Source organism: Methylobacterium dankookense, from assembly GCF_902141855.1.
Classification (GTDB): Bacteria; Pseudomonadota; Alphaproteobacteria; order Rhizobiales; family Beijerinckiaceae; genus Methylobacterium; species Methylobacterium dankookense.
Genome location: NZ_CABFVH010000021.1, coordinates 69,549 through 90,727, shown reverse-complemented (window position 1 = coordinate 90,727; position 21,179 = coordinate 69,549). Strand labels below are relative to the sequence as shown.

Sequence of the window (21,179 nt, the reverse complement as noted above, 5' to 3'; positions counted from 1 at the left end):
GCCGCCGGCGCTCGCCCGCCGGGCCGGCTTCGCGCCGGGCGCAGCCGCGCCTGTCCCGAACGGCGGCGCGGTCCCGGCAGGGGTCGCTCCCCTGGCGCGGCCCCTGCCGGGTGCGCCGGTTCCGCAGCCGGGCGTGAGGCCGGGCGCTCCCTTGAATGCCGGCCCATTCCCGCGGAACGCCCTGCCGCAGCAGCCGGGCGGACCGGCCGCCGGCGCCGCCGCGGCGCGGACCGCACCGCCGGCCCAGCCCACCCTCCGCACGCCGCAACCGGGGCAGCCAGTCCAGGATCCGGCGGCTGCACGCGCCGCCCGGGCGGCGGCCCTCCAGCAGCGCGAGGCCGTGGCGCGCCAGCAGCAGGCGGCGCGGCAGGCCCAGGCCCAAGCCCAGAGTCAGGCGCGGGCTCAGGTACAGGCCCAGTCCCGTGCCCAGGCGCAGCAGGCCCAGGCCCAGGCGCGACAGACCGGCCGGATGCAGGCGATGCAGCAGATGCAGGCCGCCCGCGCGCAGCAGGCCCAGGCGATGCGCGCCCAGCAGATGCAGCAGGCGGCCCAGCGCCAGCAGATGATGCAGATGCAGCACCAGCAGGCGGCCCAGCGCCAACAGGCCGCCCAGCATCAGCAGGCCATGCAGCGGGCCCCGGCGCCGCAGCGGCAAGCGCCCCCTCAGGGCGGAGGGGGGCACGGCCATTGCCAGCCGGGCAAGCCCTGCCGCTAGAGCCGGTCCCGATCGCGTTGCAATCGGGCACGGCTCCAAGCTCTTGTTGTGACGCGCTCTCTTGCGCCGAACCGGTGTCCACTTCGGCGGAGAGCGCTTTAAGGCCGCTCCCGATCGCGTTGTGATCGGGGCCGTATCTCCGAGCTCTTTGTCACGGCGCGTTCGCCGAACCGGCGAACGGAGCCGCCCGCACCGCGTTGAGGCACGGCCCGACGATCCCCCGCGCCGAGGAAGAGACCCGCTCCGGCATGCTCGACAAGATCCGCTCCCGGCCGATCGGCCTCGCCTCGGTCGCCGCCGAGCCCCTCGCGCAGGCCGACCGGGCGGCGACCACCTGGAAGATCGTGAGCTGGAACCTCTTGCGCCGCACCGGCGCGGCGGTGGGCGACCTCGTCGCGCTGATCGAGCAGGAGAAGCCCGACCTGCTGCTGATGCAGGAGGCGACGCGCTGCATCGGGGCCCTGCCGGACCGGGTCGGCGGCGCCTATGCCTGGGCGCAGCTGCCGAACCGGATCCACGGGCTCGCCATGTGGAGCCCGACGCCCTGGCCCATGCAGCCCAGGGTGATCGAGCTGCCCTCCGGCGCGATGTTCGACCGCGTCTGCCAGGTGCTCGACCTCGGCGGCTTCGGCGTCGCCAACGTCCATCTCTCGCACGGGCAGGTGCTGAACCGGCGCCAGCTCCGCCGCATCATCGCGACGCTGCCCGAGCGGGCCGCGATCCTCGGCGACTACAACATCGTCGGCCCCGCCCTGATGCCGGGCTTCCGCGATGTCGGGCCGCGCGCCCCGACCCACGCGATGGCGCAGATGGTGCCGCTGCGCCTCGACCGCTGCCTCGTGCGCGGCCTCGCCTGCCACGAGCGCGCGGTGCTGCCGCGCGGCCCCTCGGACCACCGGCCGATCGTGGTGCATCTGCGCGAGGCGCCGGAGACGGAGCGGCCCACGCGCCTGCGGCCGACGCCGATGGACCGCTTCGCGATCCGCCTCTCGGCCTCGATCCGGCGGCGCAAGGAGCGCCGCTAAGGATCACAGATAGGGCAGCATCAGCCGCGCCGCGGCATTGCGCAGGCGCAGGGCCAGCGGCAGCGCGACGATGTCGTCCAGGATGAGTTGCGTCTCCATCTTGCCCTGGATGAAGCGGTCGAGCTCACCCGCCATGGCCTCGTCGTAGAGCTCGACGTTCAGCTCGAAGTTCAGGCGGAAGCTGCGCATGTCCCAGTTGGCGCTGCCGACGAAGCACCAAGCGCCGTCGATCACCAGCGCCTTGGAATGGTCGAAGGGCGGCTCGTCGAGCCAGATCCGGGCCCCGCTCTTGAGGAGCGACGGCACGTGGGCACGCGTCGCCCAGTCCACGAAGGGGTGGTCGCTTTGGCGCGGGATGACCACGTCGACGGTGACGCCGCGCTCGGCCGCGAGCGACAGCGCGCTCATCACCACCTCGTCCGGCAGGAAATAGGGCGTCACGAAGCGCACGCTCTCGCGGGCGCCGTTGAGCGCGTGCAGGATCACCGATTCGATCTTCTCGACATCGGCGTCCGGCCCCGAGGTCACCGCCCGGGCGATGGTCGGGCCCAGGGGGACGAGATCGGGGAACCAGGCCGGCCCGTCGAGGATCTCGCCATCCACGAAGGCCCAGTCGCTGGCAAACGCCATCATCAGTTGCTCGACCACCGGACCCTCGATCCGGAAATGCGTGTCGCGGATCGGGTGGTCCGGCCGCGAGGCGAGCCGGTTCGGCTGCGAGATGTTGACCCCGCCGGTGAAGGCGATCCGCCCGTCGGCGATCAGCAGCTTCTTGTGGTTGCGCAGGTTCAGGAAGGGCATGCGCCAGGGCAGGGCCGAGTGCATGAACAAACCCGCCGGCACGCCGGCCGCCCGCAGGCGCCGATAGGCCAGCGCGCGGAAATAGCCGCCGCCGATGCCGTCGATGATCACCCGCACCGCGACGCCGCGCGCCTTCGCCTCGGCGAGCGCCGCGCAGAAGGTCCGCCCGGTCGCGTCGTCGCGGAAGATGTAGCTCGTCAGGACGAGGCTCTCGCGGGCCGCCCCGATCGCCTCCAGCATGGCCGGATAGGCCTGGTCGCCGTTGCGGTAGAGCCGCACCGCGTTGCCGGCGAGCGCGGGCAGGCCGGTGATGCGGCGCACCGCCCGGTCGAGGGGCCACAGGATGCGGGGCACCACCGCATCCTCCTGGCTCGGCGCCTCCAGCGCCTCGGACGGCTTGGTGCGCAGGCGCCGCGCGCGCCGGGTCACCCGGTTGATGCCGAACATCAGGTAGAGCACGGTGCCGATCACCGGCGTGAGCCAGGCGAGGCCGACCCAGGCCACCGCGACGCTGACCCGCCGCTTGCGCATCAGCGCGTGGACCGTGACGGCGAGCGCGAGCAGCGTGCCGATGACCGCGAGGACGTCGGCCCGCAGGACGGCGGTGGACTGGATCCAGCGGATCAGCGCGTCTTCCAAGGAGCCATGTTCCGTTCGGGGTGCCCGGTGCCGATATAGGCACGCCGCGCCGCCGGGCAGGCGGACCGGCGAGAGTTTTCCTCAGGCAGGCGGTGCAGGATCGGGTCTGCGTCCCGAAAAATGCCGGGCTCGGCTGCGAGGGGCGATCCCATGCCGATGCCGACCCTGCCGCCCGATCCGCCGGCCCTCGTCGCGACGGTCGCCGCCCCGCCCTGCGACGCGGCGACCCGCGCGCGCCTGCTCGCCCCACCCGAAGCCGGCGAGGACGCCGTCGCGCTCACCTGCTCCCTCCGCCTCGCGCCCGGCGACCGGGTGCTGAAGCGCATCGTGCTGGAGGGAAGGGCGGCCTCCGGCGTCACCCTCGATTGCGCGGGCGCCGCCATCGGACATCCGGGCGCGCCGGCGCGCCTCGACGCCATCACCCTCGCCATCCGTTCCCGGCCGCCGTCCCGGCCCGGCGCGCAATGGGAGCGCCCCTCCGGCATCACCATCCGCGACTGCGCGGTGTTCGGCCATGTCCGCATCTGGGGCATGGGCGTGAACGGGCAGGCGCCGGCGCTCCGCGATTCCTCGCACAGCCTCGGCCATACCGAGCGGGCGCAGGCGGCGGCGCCGACCGGCATCGCGATCAGCGGCACCACGATCACCGCGTCCGGGCCGATCCCGCTCTATATCGGGCCCGGCGTGACCCGGGTGACGCTGACCGGCTCGCGGCTTGCCGGCCGCACGGTCGGCACCGCCCTCTACCTCGACGCCGAGAGCGCAGAGAATCGGATCGAGGACAACGACGTCGTCGCCGAGACCGGGCGCGAGGCGATCGCGGTGGACGGCTCGGCGCGCAACCGCATCGTTGGCAACCGCTTCGCCCTGAACGGCCAGGGCGGCGTGCGGCTCTACCGGAATTGCGGGGAGGGGGGCACGGTGCGCCACCAGACCCCGTCCGACAACGTGGTCACCGGCAACGTCTTCCGCGGCGTCGGCCTGTTCGGGGCGGACGCCGTCGTGGCCAATTCCCGCAACGGCTGGCGGCTCTATTGCGGTGAGGATGCCGGCTACCCGTTCGGGAGCAGCATCGACAATTCGGATGGCGGCACGGGGAACGTCGTGGCGCCGAACCGGGTGGAGTAGGGCTCAGCCCCCCGCCATGACCAGAGCCCAGAACCGGCGGTAGCGGGTGCCGGGCGCGTCGACGCGGGCGATGCCGATGCGGCGGATCTGCGGGATCAGCATGTTGGCGTTGTGCTGGGGCGAGGCCTTCCAGCGAGCGAGCACCTGGTCGAAGGTCTCCGAGCCCGCGCTCAGGTTCTCGGCCGTGTGGGTCCGGCCGAGGCCGGCGGCGGCCATGCGCGAGGTGAAGGTGCCGCCGAGATCGTGGCTGAGCTGGCCGGCCCGGGCATTGTTGCCCGCCTGGAAGGCGGCGGCCGTCACGAGGCCGGGATCGATCGTGACCGGGCCGAGCCCGTGCTGGGCGCGGTAGCGCGAGATCGCCGCCGCGGCGGCCGCCTCGTCGAGCACGATTGGAGTCACCGGGCCTGCCGATTCGGGCAGGATCGCGGGGGTGCCGCAGGCGGAGAGGCCGAAGGCGAGGCAGGCGAGGAGGACGGCGCGGAAGGTCTGCACGGCAAGGCTGTTCGCGTGACGGGGAGACGCCTGCCTTGGCTGCAGCTGCGGCGAAAGCGGGGCAGCGACGGCCGCCGCGCCGCCGCGTCCGCCCGGTGTGACATCGGCGTCACGCCGCCCATGGGCCTCAGAGCGCCTGGAACATCACCAGCGCGTCGACCTCGCCCTCGGCCGGATGGTGGAAGGCCAGGGGCAGCCGGCCGACGATCTGGAAGCCGAGCGCCCGCCACAGGCGCACCGCGCGCGCGTTCGTGCTCACCACGAAATTGAACTGCATGGCCCGGTAGCCGCGCGACCGGGCATGGGCGAGGGCGTGCTCGCACATCCGCCGCGCCACCCCGCGCCCGGTGGCCTCGGCACCCGTCATGAAGCCGCAATTGCAGACATGCCGGCCCCCGCCCGCCTGGTTCGGGCGGATGTAGTAGGTCCCGAGGACCGAGCCCTCCGCCTCGGCGACGAAGGTCTCCTTGTCCGGGCCCAGCCAATAGGCCAGCGCGTCCCGCTCGCTCATGTCCCGGTCGAGCGTGTAGGTCTCGCCGGCGCGGATGACGGGCTCGAGGATCGACCAGATGGCGGGGGTGTCGTCGGGACGGGCCGGGCGGATGAGCATGCCCGGGCTGATAGCCGCAACCGCGCCGGGATGCCAAAGGGATCGCCCCTCGCGGGGGATCGGTCAGGCGCCCTGCTCGGCCACCGGCGCGAAGGCGCGCAGGAGCGCCGGGTCGAGATGGCCGCGCTCGGCCTCCATGGCGGCCAGCGCCTCGCGGGGCGCCAGAGGCTTGCGGTAGGCGCGGCGCTCGGTCAGCGCCGAGAACACGTCGCAGATCGCGGTGAGGCGGGTGAGGTCGGAGATGGCGGGTCCGGCGAGGCGGTCCGGATAGCCCATCCCGTCGATGCGCTCGTGGTGGTGGCGCACGACGGCGATGACGGCCGGCTCGATGTCGCCCTGCGCGGCGAGGAGGTCCGCGCCGATCACGGGATGCCGGCACATCAGGCGCCATTCCTCCGGCGAGAGCCGCCCCGGCTTGTTCAGGATCTCCGCCGGGATGCGCGACTTGCCGATATCGTGCAGGAGCGCGGCGCGGGCGAGGCGGCCCTGGTCGGGCCCGTTCAGGCCGAGCACCGCGCCGAAGGCGGCGGCATAGCCCGCCACGCTCAGGGTGTGCTGGTAGACGCCGGCATCGTGGCGCCAGACGATGTCGAGCCAAGTGCGGATGCCGGCCTCGGACACCGCCGCCAGCACGATCTCGGTGCCCTGCTCGATCGCGGCGGGGTCGATCCGGGCGCCGAGCGCGGCGCTGTCGAACAGGTCGGCGACGATGGACGTGGCGGCGGCGCCCTGCTCGTGGAGCTTGCGCCCGCGCGCGCGGACGTCACGGGTCGCCGCCTCGATCATCGCGAAGATGCCGGCGAGCACCGTCTCGCGCGGCGCCGCCGCGGGCAGGACGCGGGAGGCGGCCGGCAGGCGCACCGGGCGGCTGCCGCTACGCGCCAGCACGAGGCGGGGCACGCTGCGCCAGGGGCCCTGGTCGAGGATGGAGGAGGCGGTGGCGAGCCCCGCGGCGTCGAGGTCGATCACGGCGAGCCGCGCATCCTCGCCGCCGGGCAGCGCCTCGCCGATCTCCGCGGTCAGGCAGGTGATGACGTGGCCGATCGCGCGTGCGAGCGCCGACCGCTCGGACGGTCGGTCCGACAGCAGAAGGACGAAGGGATCGTCCTCGATGCGGGCGCCCAATGGCACGTCAGCGCCCTCGACGGTTCGCTAGGGATCAACGGTTTGTTGACCATAGCACCGAATTGGTGAGCGAAACCTTGCGAGGACCACGCAAGCGCGCGAATCGCCTCCGCGCGCGCCACACGTTCGCGAGACCGGACGGCCCAGGGGGCCCGGGGGCCTCAGTCGAGGTAGTGCCCGTAGGTGTCGACGTGCTGGGCGAGGCCGAGCCCGTGGTCGCGCACGAGTTGCTCGGCGCGCTCGGACTCGCGCGCCTCCAGCGCCTTGATGATCGCCACGTGCTCGCGGATCGACTTCTCGGCGCGCTCGCCCTGGCGCAACGCCTTGTTGCGGATGCCGCGAACATGCATCAGCAGGTTGCTCGACAGGCCGGCGATCACCTCGCACTGGCCGAGCGAGATGATCTTCTGGTGGAAGCGGATGTTGGCGTCCGAGTACTCGTCGATGTGCTCGGACGGGCGGCCCTCGTAGAATTCCGGGAACTCGTCGCGCAGCGACTTGAGCTGCGCGTCGGTGGCGCGGGCGCAGGCGAGCCGCGCGGCCATGCTCTCCAGGGCCGCCCAGGCATGGATCATCCCGACGATCTCGGCCTTGGTCTTCTTGATCACGAAGATGCCGCGCCGCGCCTCGGAGCGCACGAAGCCCTCCTGCTCCAGCACGGTCAGCGCCTCGCGCACAGGGGTGCGGCTGACGCCGAGATCCTGCGAGAGCTTGCGCTCGTCGAGCCGGACCTCGTCGGGCCGACCGTACAGGTCCATGTTGGTGATGGCCTGCTTCAGCGCTTCATAAGCCAGCGTCCGCAGGCTGGACGTCGCGACGATCGGCTTGATGCTGAACTGTTCCGTGTTCGACATCCTGGACCCAGAGTCTGCTACATGACCGCGGCTCTGCGACCGCTTCCCAGACGAGACCTAGCGGAATCCGTATTCGGCTCCTAGCGGGCGTTTGCGAAAGCCCACAGAGAGCCGCGCATCCGCGCCGGCCCGGCGTCTCCCCTTATCGGTATTGGGCATACCACGTGTCAAATCCGTTGCGTAGGCACCTCCTGCCGCAGGCTGGGGACAGGGCTCGCGACGCACTCCCCGCGGCCCCAGACGGCACGTTTCAAGCGACCTGCACTTTTATTCCATGGAGATTGACAGGAGCGTGCGATTCGGCACAAAATCGTAACTGGTATACCGTCGACCATGTTGAGGTTGCGGATTAAGACCCGCGGACGCCCGTGCATGGCGGATTCCGTGGCACCCGACAAGAACGAGAAAACGCCAAACCAACGTTCGAGAAGCACCAGGAGGAAAAGACCCATGTCGGAGTCTGGGGTTGCAATAGGCCGTGGCCGCTGGCTGCAGCTGGTCTTCGGGATCGTGTGCATGTGCATGATCGCGAACATGCAGTACGGCTGGACATTCTTCGTGAACCCGATGCAGGAGCGTCACGGCTGGGACCGTGCCGCGATCCAGATCGCGTTCACGCTCTTCGTCGTCACCGAGACCTGGCTGGTCCCGATCGAGGGCTGGTTCGTCGACAAGTACGGCCCGCGGATCGTCACCCTGTTCGGCGGCCTGCTCTGCGGCATCTCGTGGATCATGAACTCCTACGCCGACAGCCTCGGCCTGCTCTACGTCGCGGCGGCCATCGGCGGCACCGGCGCGGGCGCGGTCTACGGCACCTGCGTCGGCAACTCGCTGAAGTGGTTCCCCGACCGCCGCGGCCTCGCCGCCGGCCTCACCGCCATGGGCTTCGGCGCGGGCTCGGCCCTCACGGTCGTGCCGATCCAGGCCATGATCAAGTACCAGGGCTACGAGGCCGCCTTCTTCTGGTTCGGCATCGGCCAGGGCATCATCGTCATGGCGATCGCCCTGTTCCTCAAGGCCCCGAAGGCCGGCACACTCCCGACCGTGGCCAAGGTCAGCCAGAGCCGGCGCGAGTACAAGCCTTCCGAGATGGTGCGCACCCCGATCTTCTGGGTGATGTACGCGATGTTCGTGATGATGGCCGCGGGCGGCCTGATGGCGACCGCGCAGCTCGGGCCGATCGCGAAGGACTTCCACATCGCCGACGTTCCGGTGAGCCTGCTCGGCATCACCCTGCCGGCGCTGACCTTCGCGGCGACCCTCGACCGCGTCCTCAACGGCGTGACGCGCCCGTTCTTCGGCTGGGTCTCCGACCATATCGGCCGCGAGAACACGATGTTCCTCTCCTTCGGCATCGAGGGCGTCGGCATCTACGCGCTCAGCGTCTTCGGTCACGACCCGATCGCCTTCGTGATCCTGACCGGCCTCGTGTTCTTCGCCTGGGGCGAGATCTACTCGCTGTTCCCCGCGACCTGCGGCGACACCTTCGGCACGAAATACGCGGCCACCAATGCGGGCCTGCTCTACACCGCCAAGGGCACGGCCGCGCTCATCGTGCCCTATACCAGCGTGCTGACCACGATGACCGGCTCCTGGCACACGGTGTTCCTGCTCGCCGCGGGCCTGAACATCCTGGCCGCCTTCATGGCCCTGTTCGTGCTCAAGCCGATGCGCGCGCACTACACCAAGGCGGCCGAGGCACCGATCCATCCGGTGGCCGCCCAGTAACGGCCCTGTAGCGGCGACGCCTGCCCTTGGGCTAGGCATCGGATCCGGCGCCCCGCGGCGCCGGGTCCTTTCTTTTCCGGGAGCGCGCATGGCGCGGCACGACGCTTTCAAGGTCCGCACCGCCATCGTGGAGGCGGCACGCAGCCTCAACGGGCTCGGGCTCAACCAGGGCACGGCCGGCAATATCAGCCTGCGCTGGGAGGACGGCCTGCTGATCACGCCGTCCGGCATGCCCTACGAGACGATGAGCGCCGACGACATCGTGTTCATGGGGCTCGACGGCGCCTACGACCACCGGCTGAAGCCGTCCTCGGAATGGCGCTTCCACCGGGACATCCTGGCGAGCCGCCCGGACGTGAACGCGGTCGTGCACGCCCATCCGATCTACTGCACGGCCTTCGCCATGTGCCGCCGGGAGATCCCGGCCGTGCACTACATGATCGCCGCGGCCGGCGGGCCGACCGTGCGCTGCGCGCCCTACGCCACCTTCGGCACGCCCGAGCTCTCGGAGCATGCACTCGCGGCGCTGGAGGGGCGGAGCTGCTGCCTGCTGGCCAACCACGGCATGATCGCGACGGGGCCGGATCTGCCGAAGGCGCTCTGGCTCGCGGTGGAGCTGGAGACGCTCTGCCGGCAATACGCGGTCGCGCTCCAGGTCGGCGCGCCGGTGGTGCTGCCCGACGACGAGATCGCGCGGAACGTCGAGAAGTTCAGGAGCTACGGGCTGAAGGCGCAGGATCGTCCGGACTGACGCCCCATCCGCGGTCTCATACGACATCCGGGTGATCCCTTCGGGATGGCGGATGTCGCCTTCGCTCAAGCGCCGCGCCGGCTTGCCGAGACCGCGTCCGGTCCGATCAACCGGACGCGGTCTCAGGCCCCGAGGATCGTCCCCACGGCGAGTCCGCTCTCGCGGGCGAACTCGGCGGCCGAGACCTTCTTGCCGCCCTCCGGCTTCACGCGGAACAGCTCGATCTGGCCGCCCTGGGCGGTCACCCGGATCGATTCGTCGCCGATCGCCGCGACCTCGCCGGGCTTGCCCTTCACGGCGCCGAGCGTCCGCGTCGGATGCAGGGCGGCGTCGAAGATCTGCAGCTTGGCGCCGTTGAGCGTGGTCCAGGCGCCCGGCGCGGGATTGGCGGCGCGAATCAGGTTGTAGACCTGGCTCGCATGGTTGGCCCAGTTGATGCGCGCCTCGGCGGCCCGGAACCAGCCCTCGTAGCTCGCCGCCTCCTCGTCCTGGTCGATCTCGACATGCTTGCCCGCGACCACCTGGTCGGCGGCCTCCAGCATGGCCTGCACGCCGAGCGGGAAGAGGCTCTTGAAGTAGACGTCGCCGATCGTGTCGTCGGGCCCGATCTCGCAGGCCTTCTGGAGGATGACCGGGCCTTCGTCGAGGCCGTCGGTCGGCCGGAAGATCGTCAGGCCGGTGACCGTGTCGCCCTTGGCGATCGGCCAGTTGATCGAGGAGGGGCCGCGATATTGCGGCAGCAGGGAGGGGTGGTACTGGATCGTGCCGTGCTTCGGGATGGTGACGAAGCTCTGCGGCGCGAATTGCAGCACGTAGGCCATCACCCCGATATCGGCGTTGAGGCCGCGCATGGCCTCTTCGGCCTCGGGGCTCTTCAGGCTCGGGAACTGGAAGACCGGCAGCCCCTTCTCCTCGGCCGCGGTCCTCAGGATGTCGGGCTTGGCGCCCGCCTTCTCGGGTGCGCAGAACACGCCGGCGACCGTGTCGCCGCGCTCCAGGAAGGCCTCGAGGACGGCCTTGCCGAAATCCTGCTGTCCGATGAAGGCGATGCGCATGGGCGGGTCCTTCGCAGATTGTATCACCGGGCCGCGATCGTCCCGTTCGCCTTCTCATGCGAGGCGCCCGCGGGGCGGGCCTCGACGGAGGACGTCCAGGATCACGGCGTCTTCGGGAGGCCCTTCAGGCCTCCGCATCGGTCCGGCGACTCGGGGCGAGGCCGGCGGACGGGAATAGAGCCGTGCCCGATCGCGTTGCAACCGGGCACGGCTCCGACAGGTCACGATGGGCTGAAGCGCCGCGGCCCGGGCCGCGGCGCCGGCCTGCTCACTCCGCGGCGATCTTCTGCACCGCGCCGATCGCGCCCGAATTGGCGATCTCGCCGATCTCGCCGTCGGAATAGCCGAGCACGTCGCGCAGGATCTCCTCGGTGTGCTCGCCGAGCAGCGGCGCGCGCGCCACCTCGGTCGGGCTCGCCGAGAGCTTGATCGGGTTGCCCACCGTGAGATGCTTGCCGCGGGTCGGATGGTCGACCTCGACGACGGTGCCGGTGGCGCGGAGCGCCGGATCCTCGGCGATCTCCTTCATCGACAGGATCGGGCCGCAGGGGATGTCGAACTTGTTGAGGATGTCCATCGCCTCGAACTTCTCGTGCTTCATCGTCCAGGCTTCGATGCGCGTGAAGATCTCGTTGAGGTGCGGCAGACGCGCCTTGGGCGTGGCGTAGTCCGGATCGGTCTTCCAGCCGGGCTCGCCGATGATGTCGCAGATCGGATCCCAGACCGGCCCCTGCGTGATGAAGTAGATGTAGGCGTTGGGATCGTGCTCCCAGCCCTTGCACTTCAGGATGCGGCCGGGCTGGCCGCCGCCGGAATCGTTGCCCGCGCGCGGGGTGGCGTCGCCGAAGGGGACGCCCTCGCCGAACTGGCTGTACTCCTTGAGGGGGCCGTGCTCGAGGCGCTGCTGGTCGCGCAGCTTCACGCGGCAGAGGTTCAGCACGCCGTCCTGCATGGCGCAGTCGACCTTCTGGCCGAGCCCGCTATGGGTGCGGTGGAACAGGGCCGTGACGATGCCGAGCGCGAGATGCAGGCCCGTGCCGGAATCGCCGATCTGGGCGCCCGTCACCATCGGGATGCCGTCGCGGAAGCCGGTGGTCGAGGCCGAGCCGCCGGCGCACTGGGCGACGTTCTCGTAGACCTTGCAATCCTCGTAGCGGCCGGGGCCGAAGCCCTTCACCGAGGCGAGGATCATGCGCGGGTTGGCCTCGTGGATCTTCTCCCAGGTCAGGCCCATGCGGGCGAGCGCGCCGGGGGCGAAGTTCTCGACGAGGACGTCGCATTCCTTGATGAGGCGCCAGAGCACCTCCTTGCCCTTGGGGTTCTTGGAGTCGAGCGTGATCGAGCGCTTGTTGTGGTTCAGCATCGTGAAATAGAGGCTGTCCACATCCGGGATGTCCTGGAGCTGGCCGCGGGTCGCGTCGCCCACGCCGGGACGCTCGACCTTGATCACGTCGGCGCCGAACCAGGCGAGAAGCTGCGTGCAGGTGGGACCGGACTGCACGTGGGTGAAGTCCAGAACCTTGATGCCTTCCAGGGCCTTGCTCATCGTCTTACTCGATCTGAAACCGGTTGATCGGAATGCGGGTGCGGCGTGCCCCTGCCGGGTCTTCATCGCCGTCCGCGCGGAAACCTGTTCACCGATCCGCCAGAGCCCCCTCTGGACGCGGATCGCCTTCGCACGTCGTGTATCTGGTATACGCGATCACGGATACATGGGCCGGCCCTTCGCTCCACCCTCGAATGCCGGGCGTGGCCCAACGGCGGAGGCGTGGCTGGTCCCGGAAACCGGGGCCGAGGACGGGAGGAGAAGGCGGCGTTCGGCGCGCAGGCCCGCGCGCCTGACGATTCCGACGCGGATGTCGGCTCGAATGCGGGCGCCGTGCCCCATGACCGCTCCCTCCGTTGCCCCCGCGATGCCGCCCGTGACGGCATCGTCGTTCCTGCCCGCCCGGCACGCCTGCGCGTCCGGACCCGGCAGCCGCGGACCATTCGGCCGCGATCGGGCATTTGTTGGCATACCAGATGCCATGTGTCAAATACCTCTGACTGTTTCTCCTGTTCGGCCGACTGATTTTCCGGTGATCGGATCCTGCGCCGATGTCGGGCCGGATTCACGCTGCACTGCACACGGAAAGATCTCGCGACCGCGAAAATGGCGATTTCTTCGCGGAGGGATGGATTAAATTGCTTCCCAAGGCTCGGTGGCGCGTTCATCCTGGGTGAAAGAGAGCCGCACAAGCGGCGCCGCCCAAGGAGATCTTCCATGCTGTCGAGCAGCCGCCTGATCAAGGCTTCGTGGATCGCGGTCGAAGTCACGCCCGAGCGCGCGGAGCGGGTTCTGGTGGTCGAGACCTACATCGCGGTGAGCCCGCTGGAGCGGAACTACGATGCCACCAAGTACGAGAAGGTGCTGGGCTGCGTCCGCTCCGTGCTCGAAGCGCATCCGGAGATCGACCGCGCCTCGATCCTGAGCATGCACCGGGATGCGGGCTGCACCGCCCTGTTCCGGGAGGCACCCGCTGCCGCCTGACGACTCCGCCCGGCAGCAGGCCGGAGCGCTCCCCGCCGAGACGGATGCCGTCTCCATGCAAGCGAGCGCATCGACCCGGGAGCCCGGAGCCGCGCCCCCGCGCGGCCCCTGGAACCCCGGCATCGAATCGGCGCTGCCGCGGGCCTTCCTGCCCCTCGCCACGGTCTTCCGCCCGGAGAACGTCTCGACCGCCTTCGCCGAGGCGCAGGAGCTGAGCGCCTTCTCCGGGCTGCCGCCGACCGAGGTGGTCGCCTTCCGGCCCGAGCGGCTCGTCGTCCATGAATTGCTGATCCGGGTGATGGCCGACCTCTCGGTCCCGGTCGGCGAGACCTACGGCGATCTCGGCGTCAACTTCCGGGCGATCGTCGCCCGCATCCGCGCGGCCTATGTCGAGCCGCACATGGACGAGATCCGCGCCTGCCACGAGGCCGTGCGCGGCGAGGTCTCGCAGCGCGTCGCCGCGGAGCTCGCCGCGATCCATGCGCGCCCGGCACCGGCGCAGGACAAGCCCCGGCGCGGCCTCCTCGGCCTGCTCGGCCTCGGCCGGCGAGAGGAGGCGGCCGGCCCGGCCCCGTCGCTCGAGACCCGCGCCCTCGATCATCTCGCGGCCTGGGGCGAGCGGATCGCGAACGCGCCGGTGGAGAAGGCCGCCCATGCCGGCCTCACCCGCGTGGTGTCGTGCCTGATCCGCCATCGCGGCGGCCTGATCGGCGATCCGGGCCTCGTGGCCGCGCTCGCCACCGTGCTCGCGGTGAACGACCTCGGCAGCCGCCGCATCGGCCGCCTGATCGAGCCGTGGTTCGCTGAGGCCGTGGAGCGCGAGGGCTACACCGCCGTGCGCGGCCAGGCCGACCCGATCGTGATGAACGTCAAGGGCGCCTCGGCCTCGGGCAAGAGCACCATGCGCCCCCTGCAGCGGGCCTTCGCCGAGCGGCTCGGCACGCCCTGGTCCGACTTCGCGGTGATCACCCCGGACATCTGGCGCAAGTTCCTGCTCGACTACGACAGCATCGGCGCCGCCTACGGCTATGCCGGCACGCTGACCGGCCACGAGGTCGAGATCGTGGACCGCAAGCTCGACCGCTACATGGCGCGCAAGGGCCGGGAGGGACGGATCTCCCACCTCCTGATCGACCGCTTTCGCTTCGACAGCTTCAACGCCGTGTCCGGCACGCAGGACGGCAGCCAGCTCCTCACCCGCTTCGGCCGGCGGGTCTTCATGCTGTTCATGATCACGCCACCCGAGGCGACGGTGGAGCGGGCCTGGCTCCGGGGCGAGCAGTTCGGCCGCTACAAGGCGGTGGACGATCTCCTCGCCCACAATGTCGAGGCCTTCACCGGCATGCCGGAACTGTTCTTCACCTGGGCGCTGAACGCCGGCAAGGAAGTCCACTACGAGTTCCTGGACAACAGCGTGGCGCTCGGCGCCCGGCCGCGCACCGTGGCCTTCGGCACGAACGGGGCGATGGTGGTGCTCGATCTCTCCGGCATGCTCGCCATCGAGCGCTACCGGAAGATCGATATCGAGGCGCGCTCGGCCGAAGCGGTCTACCCGGACGCGTCGGCCCTCGCGCCGGAGCGCAACACCGGCTTCCTGCGCGCCTGCGTGCGCCGGATGCGCAGCGTCGACTTCACCGACCGGGAGAGCGGGCGCCCCTATGCCCGCCATGCGGGCGGGCGCCTGACCTGCCTCGACCGGGCGCTGTTCACGCGCGTCCTCGCCGAGGCCGATGCGCGCGCCGCCTTCGCGGCGATCGGCGGCGCACGGCCCGAGGCGGTGCCCGACGGCGAGGCCCAGCCGGCCATCGCCCGCGACCAGACCGTCACCCTCGGCGCCTGGGCCGACGCACCGGCCACCATCGCGGAACCGGCCTGATCCGGGATCCCAAAGGGATCATCCCTGTGGTGGGGTGTCGGGGCAAAGCCCCGACGCATCCCGGGGCTCTGCCCTGGACCCGCGAAAGGGGCGACCCCTTTCGAAACCCGGATCAGGCGCGCTTGGCGGCGCGGGTCGCGGGGAAGCGGATCTCGACGAGGGTGCCCTCGTCCTTGCGGCTCGAGATATGCAGCGAGCCGGAATTGGCCTCGACGAGGGCCCGCATCAGCGGCAGGCCGAGCCCGCCGCCGATCTCCGGCCGGGCCGCGGCCTCGCCCGAGAACGGTTCGAGGGCGAAGGCGATCTCGTCCGCGCTGAGGCCGGCGCCGGTGTCGCGCACCCGCAGCGCGACGGTGCCCGCCTCGGCCGTACTCGTCGAGACGATGACCTGCCCGCCGGCCCCGGTGAGGCGGATGGCGTTCGCGATGACGATGCGCACCGCCCGGGCGATCGAGGCCCGGTCGGCCTCCAGCGGTGCCAGATCCTCGCCGAAGCTCGTGCGCAGCACGATGCGGCTGCGCGCGGCCTCCGGCTGCAGCTCCGTGACGGAGGCCGCGATCAGCTCGTTGAGCGGCAGGGGCTCGCGCGCGAGGGCGAGGCCTCCCGCCTCGATGGTGGCGAGATCGATGAGGTCGGTGACGAGGGCCAGGACCTGCTCGCCCGAGGCGCGGATGTCCTGGAGGTAGCCGCGGTAGCGTGGATGGCCGAGCGGCCCGTAGGGCTCCTTCAGGACCACGTCGGCGAAGCCGAGGATGCCGGTGAGCGGCGTGCGGATCCCGCGGTCGAGGGTGCCGAGGAAGCCGCTCGCGAAGGCCGGGACGCTGCCCTCGTCCTCCGGACGATCGGGGGCCCGCAGCATGGCCGCGCGCCGCTCGTCGGCAAGCGCCGCCACGCGCAAGGCTACGGGCCGGCCCGAGACCGCGATCGAGACCGCACCGTCCCCGGGTCGGCCGTCGAGGACGGCCTGCACGGCCGGCACCGCCTCGGGCGCGAACAGGGCGCCGAAGGCCCCGCCCACCACCTCGCGCGGGTCGCAGGCGAAGAGGACGGACGCGGCCCGGTTCAGCGCGAGGACGCGGCCCGCGCGGTCGAGGATCGCGACGCCGTCCTCCAGCGCGTCGAGGGCGGCCAGCGCGTCGGCCCCGCGGGCCTCGCGGACCCGGCGGGCGAGCTCCTCCGCCGAGTGGCGTCCCTGCGGATCGTCCACGGGGACGGGGCGCAGCAGCAGGCATTCGGCGGGGCCGCCGGGCCAGGCCATCCGCCCGCAGGTGACGGCGACGGGCCGGCCCGTCCCGTCCGCGGCCTCGATGGCGACCGTCACCGGCTCCTCGCCCACCCCGGCATGGCGCTCCGGCGGCAGGCCGCGGAACAGGCGCTCCGGACCCGCTGCCTGGAGAGCCGCGAGGTCGGCATAACCCGCGAGCGCGAGGAAGGCCCGGTTGGCGGCGAGGATCGCGCCGCCACGATAGACCAGCACCGCCCCCGGGATCCCTTCGAGGATCGCGGCCGGCTCCGTCTCGGCCGGCGGCCGCGCGCCGGGGAAGGGGGTCACCGAGCCGCCCGCCGGCCGGCCGGAAGGGCCTCCCTCCTCGGGCTCCTCATCGCCCGCGTAGCGCGCCCCGAGGGCGCGGGCGATCTCGCGGAAGGCGGCGTGCTCGGTGAGCGACAGACCTGCATCGGGCGAGGCCGCCACGGGCGGTTGGTCGGCCGTCGGCGTCTCGTCGGCCTCCCTGTCCGGGATCTCCTCCGCATGGCCGACGGCCGGCTGGTGGGCAGGGGACTCGGATGGCGAATCGGATGACGCAGACTGGGAGACGGGCGGTTCAGGCGGCTCGGGTTCTTGGGCCAGCTCCTGAGCCGGCGCCTCCGCGGCGCGGGCCGGTTCCGGGTCAGCCGGCGCCGGGCGCTGCTCCCCGAACCAGGTCTGTCCGATCCAGGCGGCGAAGATCGGCGCCGCCATGGTCGCGAGCGTGATCGGATCGCTTGCCAGCGCCGAAGCGGCGGGGGCCGGCGCCGGCCGGGGCCGGGCCTCGTCCTCGCAGCCGGCGCGCACGATCCCGAAGCCGCCGAAGCCCGCGAAGGGCTGGCCGGCCCGGGCCGCAGGCGCTCCCGAGAGGTCGGCCGTCACGCCGGGCCCGGTGCCGAGGCGGAGTTCGAGCGCGAGCGCCCGGAAGGTGCGGTTGGCCGACAGGGCCGCCAGCAGCGCCTCGACATCGCCGCCGATCCGGCCCGCCTGCGCCAGGGCATCCCAGCTCTGACCGGCGAAGCCGGCGAGCGCGTCCTGCCCGTCCGAGATCTGCGTGAGCGCGCCCTCCGCATCCGTCCGCCACAGGAAGCGGCTGCCGGGCGGCGGCAGGGGCAGGGATGGCGGCGGGGGAGGGGCCTCGGCGGCCGGCTCCGGGGTCGCTCGCCGGGCTGCGGGCGCGCGCAGGCTCGGCAGCGGCCCGACCACCACGAGCAGGAAGACAGTGCGGCCGTCCCCGGCCTCGGCGCGCGCCAGCCGGCAGAGCGTCGGCGGGGCGACGCCGCGCGGATCGAGGCGCAGGCGCAGCAGGCGCGGGGTCGGGCCGGCGCCCCGCAGGATCTGCCCGGCCGGGCCCGGCGGGAGGACATCCGCGCGGCCGAGCTGCCGGAGGAGCCGCCGGCCCGGTTCCGACGCATCGAGCACCCGGGCGCCGTCCGCGTCGAGCACGAGGCGCACCGCCCCCGCATCCGCCAGGGCGGCGGCGAGGTCCGGATCGGCCTGCCAGGCCGCGAGGGCCGGGGCCGGTACTGCTGCGTCGCAAGAGGCGTCGTCCAAACCCGTGTCCTCGGCCATCCCGCCCGATCCGGAACCCTGCCCGATTCCCAGGAATCGGTTCACGCCGCTACCTCCGCGCCGCCCCCGGGCCGGCGGAGCGGCGAGCTTTGCACTGGAAGCATGCCTGCGCGAAAGTGATCTCCGCCGCAGCCCATTCTGTAATCCGATCTGCCTAGGACCGCTGGACACTTCAATCCAGCGTCACACGTTTACGTCATGTCAACCTTAATGGCGCGGCCCAGGGGGGTGGCATTTCGCGGCGCACATGCTATTTGTGCAGTGCACAATGTCCGTGCGACCCGCGCACCATGTGCAAGAGAGGAGACGACATGAGCAACATCCCGAATTACGAGGTGCCGGGCGAGATGCGCGACTTCGCGGAGAAGAGCGTCGAGCAGGCCCGCAAGGCGTTCGACAGCTTCATCAGCGCGGCGCGCCGCACCGCCGACACCGTCCAGGGTTCGGCCGACCTCGCCCGCACCAACGCGCAGGACGTGTCGTCGCGCGGCTTCGAGTACGCCGAGCAGAACGTGAACGCCGCCTTCGACCTCGCGCAGAAGCTCGTCCGCTCGCGCGACATCCAGGAGGCCATGCAGCATCAGGCCGAGTTCGTGCGCAGCCAGTTCGCCGCGATCCAGGCCCAGGCCAAGGAGTTCAGCGGCATCGCGCAGAGCGCGCTGCAGCAGGGTGCCGAGCGCGCCAAGAGCGCGATGCAGGAAGGCGCCGACAACACCCGCAAGGCGTTCGAGCAGGGCCTGAACACGGCCCAGCAGACCGCCGACGACGCCAAGGCCGCCGCCGAGAAGGCCTCCCACTGATTCGCGCAAACCGGCGGCAGCCGCCGCCGGGGCGCAATCATGCTGACCGATGCAGACGGCCCGACTCCCTCGGGGGCGGGCCGTCTCGTTTTCGCCTGCATTGACGCGAGAACACGGTCCGGTCCGGCGCGGGTCCGGACCTGAGACGGAGTTCAGACGCCCCATGCGGCAGATCGGCATCTTCAGCCTCGCTGCGGCCCTCCTCGCCGGATCCCTGGCGACGGCGCAGGCGCAGTATTACGAGGCGCCCTATCGCGGCGGCTACGACGAGCGGCCCTACCGGCCCGGCCCGCCGCGCCGTGCGATCGGCCTGAACTGCGATGCCGTGCAGCAGGGCATCACCGGGCCGCAGCCCTTCTCCTGCCCGCTGCCGGGCCCGCGGCCGCTGGGCACGCGCTGCTTCTGCGACCTGCCGGCTGTCTCGTTCAGCCCGCCGCAGACGGCGGTCGGCCGCGTGGCGCCCTGAGCGCCGCGAAACGCGCGAGGCCGCGGCGCCCCGACGGGCACCGCGGCCTCGATTCGTCCGGTTCCCTGAGCGATCAGTTCAGGACGACGACCTTCGCGCCGATCCTCACGCGCTCGTAGAGGTCGGTGACGTCGTCGTTGGTCATCCGGATGCAGCCCGAGGACACGGCCTGGCCGATGGTGTCCGGCTCGTTGGAGCCGTGGATGCGGTATTCGGTGCTGCCGATATACATGGCGCGGGCGCCGAGCGGGTTCTCGATGCCGCCGGCCATGTAGCGCGGCAGGTCTGGACGGCGGGCGAGCATCGCCTTCGGCGGCACCCACGACGGCCATTCCTTCTTGGCGGTGACCGTCTTCACGCCGGCCCAGGTGAAGCCCGGACGGCCGACGCCGACGCCGTAGCGGATCGCCTCGCCGTTCGGCAACACGAAGTAGAGCCGGCGCTCCGAGGTCGAGACCACGATCGTGCCCGGCGCGTAGGGGGCGTTGAAGGCGACGATCTCGCGCGGGATCGGCTGGACCTGCGCCTGCGGCGCCGCCTGCATGCCCTGGCCGTAGCCCGGCGCGTAGGTCTGGCCGTAGCCGCGGCTCGGCGTGCCCTGGTAGCCGTAGGTGGGGGCGGAATCGCCGTAATAGTCCTCGGCGTCGCTCGAGCCGAACGGATCGTAGGCCGTGGCAGCGAGGACGGGGGACGCGGAGAGAACACAGACGCCGAGAAGCGCGGCGAGCGCGGAGGCCGAGGTCTTCATGAGGAGCCTACCTGTGCAATAACCTTTGCCATTACAAGCGTGGGCATAGGCCGTCGGTTCCACAGACCGACGAAGATTTTGGACGACCCAGGAATACGTAGGCTCGGCTGTAAGTTCGGTGTCTTCGCGCACAGGCCCGTCCACGGCCCGTCCACGGCCTGTCCACCGGTGTCGCTCAGGCGACCTCGTCGGTGCGCACGTCGAACCGGGCGAGGTGGACGTAGCCGAAATTGGTGGTGATGGCGCAGTCGGTGGCGTCGCGCCCGCGCGCCATCACGATGCGGCCGATGCGGGGCCGGTTGTGCCGGGCGTCGAACGTGTACCAGCGCGGGCCCTCTGGGCCGTCGAGGAACACCTCGAACCAGGCCGAGAAGTCCATCGGGTCCGGCACCGGCGGCACGCCGATATCGCCGAGATAGCCGGTTGCGTAGCGCGCCGGGATGTTCATGCAGCGGCAGAAGGCGATGGCGAGATGCGCGAAGTCGCGGCAGACGCCCTCGCGCTGCATGAAGCCGTCATGGGCGGTGCGGGTCGGATCGGCGCGCAGGTAGTCGAACCGGATCCGCTCGTGCGTGTAGTCGACGATGGCCTGGACGCGGGCCCAGCCCTCCGGAGCATTGCCGAACAGCGACCAGGCGGTCTGCGAGAGCTTGTCGGTGTCGCAGTAGCGCGAGCCGAGCAGGTAGATCAGCACGTCGTCCGGCAGATCCTGCACCGCGATCTGGCGCGCCTCCGGCACGACGAGGTCCGGCTCACCGGAATCCTGCACGGTGAAATCCGCCGTGATGGTGAGAGGTCCGGGCGGCGTGACGATCCGGTGGCAGATATTGCCGAATGGATCCAGGTATTCGTGCGCCGGGATCGGCGGATCGAAGCCGATCACGTGCGGGCTCAGCACGTCGGACATGCGCGAGGGATGGACGCTCAGCATCAGGATCATCGGCGTCGGCTGCGCCGATTCGAAGGCGATGTTGAAGCCGGTCCTGATCTTCATGGCGTGCACCGGGCGTTGCGGGAG

The 21,179-nt window shown here is 71.3% G+C and carries 19 protein-coding genes; 8 read left to right on the top strand and 11 right to left on the bottom strand.

What is annotated here, in order from left to right; genetic code table 11:
- A partial coding sequence (locus tag MTDSW087_RS16595) for a hypothetical protein (protein WP_144765818.1) occupies positions 1-655 on the bottom strand: 655 nt, incomplete at its 3' end.
- Positions 656-963: 308 nt separating this feature from the next.
- Between MTDSW087_RS16595 and MTDSW087_RS16590 the strand changes: the two genes are divergently transcribed.
- The gene (locus MTDSW087_RS16590) at positions 964-1,740 is read left to right on the top strand and encodes an endonuclease/exonuclease/phosphatase family protein (RefSeq protein WP_238178766.1); all 777 of its coding nucleotides are present in this window, start codon (positions 964-966) and stop codon (positions 1,738-1,740) included.
- Positions 1,741-1,743: 3 nt separating this feature from the next.
- Here the strand turns inward: MTDSW087_RS16590 and MTDSW087_RS16585 are convergent, their stop codons facing one another.
- Complete coding sequence (locus MTDSW087_RS16585; protein WP_144765816.1) at positions 1,744-3,180, bottom strand: phospholipase D-like domain-containing protein; 1,437 nt, start codon at positions 3,178-3,180, stop codon at positions 1,744-1,746.
- Positions 3,181-3,330: 150 nt separating this feature from the next.
- On the opposite strand from MTDSW087_RS16585, the gene MTDSW087_RS16580 reads away from it, so the two are divergent.
- Positions 3,331-4,308: a right-handed parallel beta-helix repeat-containing protein gene (locus tag MTDSW087_RS16580; RefSeq protein WP_186383874.1), complete on the top strand. Its 978-nt coding sequence runs from the start codon at positions 3,331-3,333 to the stop codon at positions 4,306-4,308.
- A 3-nt stretch (positions 4,309-4,311) separates the two neighbouring features.
- Here MTDSW087_RS16580 and MTDSW087_RS16575 read toward each other — a convergent pair whose 3' ends face one another.
- From MTDSW087_RS16575 to MTDSW087_RS16560, 4 genes are all read right to left on the bottom strand, one after another.
- Entirely contained in the window at positions 4,312-4,800 is a 489-nt protein-coding gene (locus MTDSW087_RS16575; protein WP_144765812.1) for a CAP domain-containing protein, read from the bottom strand.
- Positions 4,801-4,927: 127 nt separating this feature from the next.
- The gene (locus MTDSW087_RS16570) at positions 4,928-5,410 is read right to left on the bottom strand and encodes a GNAT family N-acetyltransferase (RefSeq protein WP_144765809.1); all 483 of its coding nucleotides are present in this window, start codon (positions 5,408-5,410) and stop codon (positions 4,928-4,930) included.
- A 63-nt stretch (positions 5,411-5,473) separates the two neighbouring features.
- Positions 5,474-6,541 (bottom strand): HD-GYP domain-containing protein, encoded by a 1,068-nt coding sequence (locus MTDSW087_RS16565; protein ID WP_144765807.1) that lies wholly within the window; start codon positions 6,539-6,541, stop codon positions 5,474-5,476.
- Between the two features lie 155 nt (positions 6,542-6,696).
- A complete protein-coding gene (locus tag MTDSW087_RS16560) occupies positions 6,697-7,389 on the bottom strand; it encodes a GntR family transcriptional regulator (protein WP_144765805.1) in 693 nt (230 codons plus the stop codon).
- Between the two features lie 450 nt (positions 7,390-7,839).
- On the opposite strand from MTDSW087_RS16560, the gene oxlT reads away from it, so the two are divergent.
- Both oxlT and MTDSW087_RS16550 read left to right on the top strand, forming a co-directional pair.
- Positions 7,840-9,117, top strand: a complete 1,278-nt coding sequence (gene oxlT, locus MTDSW087_RS16555) for an oxalate/formate MFS antiporter (RefSeq protein WP_144765803.1) — start codon at positions 7,840-7,842, stop codon at positions 9,115-9,117.
- A gap of 88 nt (positions 9,118-9,205) precedes the next feature.
- Complete coding sequence (locus MTDSW087_RS16550; protein ID WP_144765801.1) at positions 9,206-9,868, top strand: class II aldolase/adducin family protein; 663 nt, start codon at positions 9,206-9,208, stop codon at positions 9,866-9,868.
- A gap of 122 nt (positions 9,869-9,990) precedes the next feature.
- Here MTDSW087_RS16550 and MTDSW087_RS16545 read toward each other — a convergent pair whose 3' ends face one another.
- Both MTDSW087_RS16545 and frc read right to left on the bottom strand, forming a co-directional pair.
- Positions 9,991-10,923 (bottom strand): methionyl-tRNA formyltransferase, encoded by a 933-nt coding sequence (locus MTDSW087_RS16545; protein ID WP_144765799.1) that lies wholly within the window; start codon positions 10,921-10,923, stop codon positions 9,991-9,993.
- A gap of 268 nt (positions 10,924-11,191) precedes the next feature.
- Positions 11,192-12,469 carry a formyl-CoA transferase gene (gene frc, locus MTDSW087_RS16540; RefSeq protein WP_144765797.1) on the bottom strand — a complete coding sequence of 426 codons (1,278 nt, stop codon included), beginning with the start codon at positions 12,467-12,469 and terminating at the stop codon, positions 11,192-11,194.
- A 717-nt stretch (positions 12,470-13,186) separates the two neighbouring features.
- Here frc and MTDSW087_RS16535 point away from each other — a divergent pair.
- Positions 13,187-13,453 (top strand): hypothetical protein, encoded by a 267-nt coding sequence (locus MTDSW087_RS16535; protein ID WP_142584592.1) that lies wholly within the window; start codon positions 13,187-13,189, stop codon positions 13,451-13,453.
- Positions 13,454-13,508: 55 nt separating this feature from the next.
- The gene (locus tag MTDSW087_RS16530) at positions 13,509-15,329 is read left to right on the top strand and encodes a DEAD/DEAH box helicase family protein (protein WP_144765795.1); all 1,821 of its coding nucleotides are present in this window, start codon (positions 13,509-13,511) and stop codon (positions 15,327-15,329) included.
- A 112-nt stretch (positions 15,330-15,441) separates the two neighbouring features.
- On the opposite strand, the gene MTDSW087_RS16525 is transcribed toward MTDSW087_RS16530, so the two are convergent.
- Positions 15,442-18,147 (bottom strand): sensor histidine kinase, encoded by a 2,706-nt coding sequence (locus MTDSW087_RS16525; RefSeq protein ID WP_144765793.1) that lies wholly within the window; start codon positions 18,145-18,147, stop codon positions 15,442-15,444.
- Between the two features lie 311 nt (positions 18,148-18,458).
- On the opposite strand from MTDSW087_RS16525, the gene MTDSW087_RS16520 reads away from it, so the two are divergent.
- Both MTDSW087_RS16520 and MTDSW087_RS16515 read left to right on the top strand, forming a co-directional pair.
- Positions 18,459-18,947: a phasin gene (locus MTDSW087_RS16520; RefSeq protein WP_144765791.1), complete on the top strand. Its 489-nt coding sequence runs from the start codon at positions 18,459-18,461 to the stop codon at positions 18,945-18,947.
- A gap of 163 nt (positions 18,948-19,110) precedes the next feature.
- A complete protein-coding gene (locus MTDSW087_RS16515) occupies positions 19,111-19,413 on the top strand; it encodes a hypothetical protein (protein ID WP_144765789.1) in 303 nt (100 codons plus the stop codon).
- Positions 19,414-19,486: 73 nt separating this feature from the next.
- Here MTDSW087_RS16515 and MTDSW087_RS16510 read toward each other — a convergent pair whose 3' ends face one another.
- Together MTDSW087_RS16510 and MTDSW087_RS16505 are read right to left on the bottom strand one after the other, a co-directional pair.
- Entirely contained in the window at positions 19,487-20,161 is a 675-nt protein-coding gene (locus tag MTDSW087_RS16510) for a L,D-transpeptidase (RefSeq protein WP_144765787.1), read from the bottom strand.
- 175 nt (positions 20,162-20,336) lie between these two features.
- The gene (locus MTDSW087_RS16505; protein ID WP_144765785.1) at positions 20,337-21,155 is read right to left on the bottom strand and encodes a transglutaminase-like domain-containing protein; all 819 of its coding nucleotides are present in this window, start codon (positions 21,153-21,155) and stop codon (positions 20,337-20,339) included.
- Between the last annotated feature and the right edge of the window lie 24 nt (positions 21,156-21,179).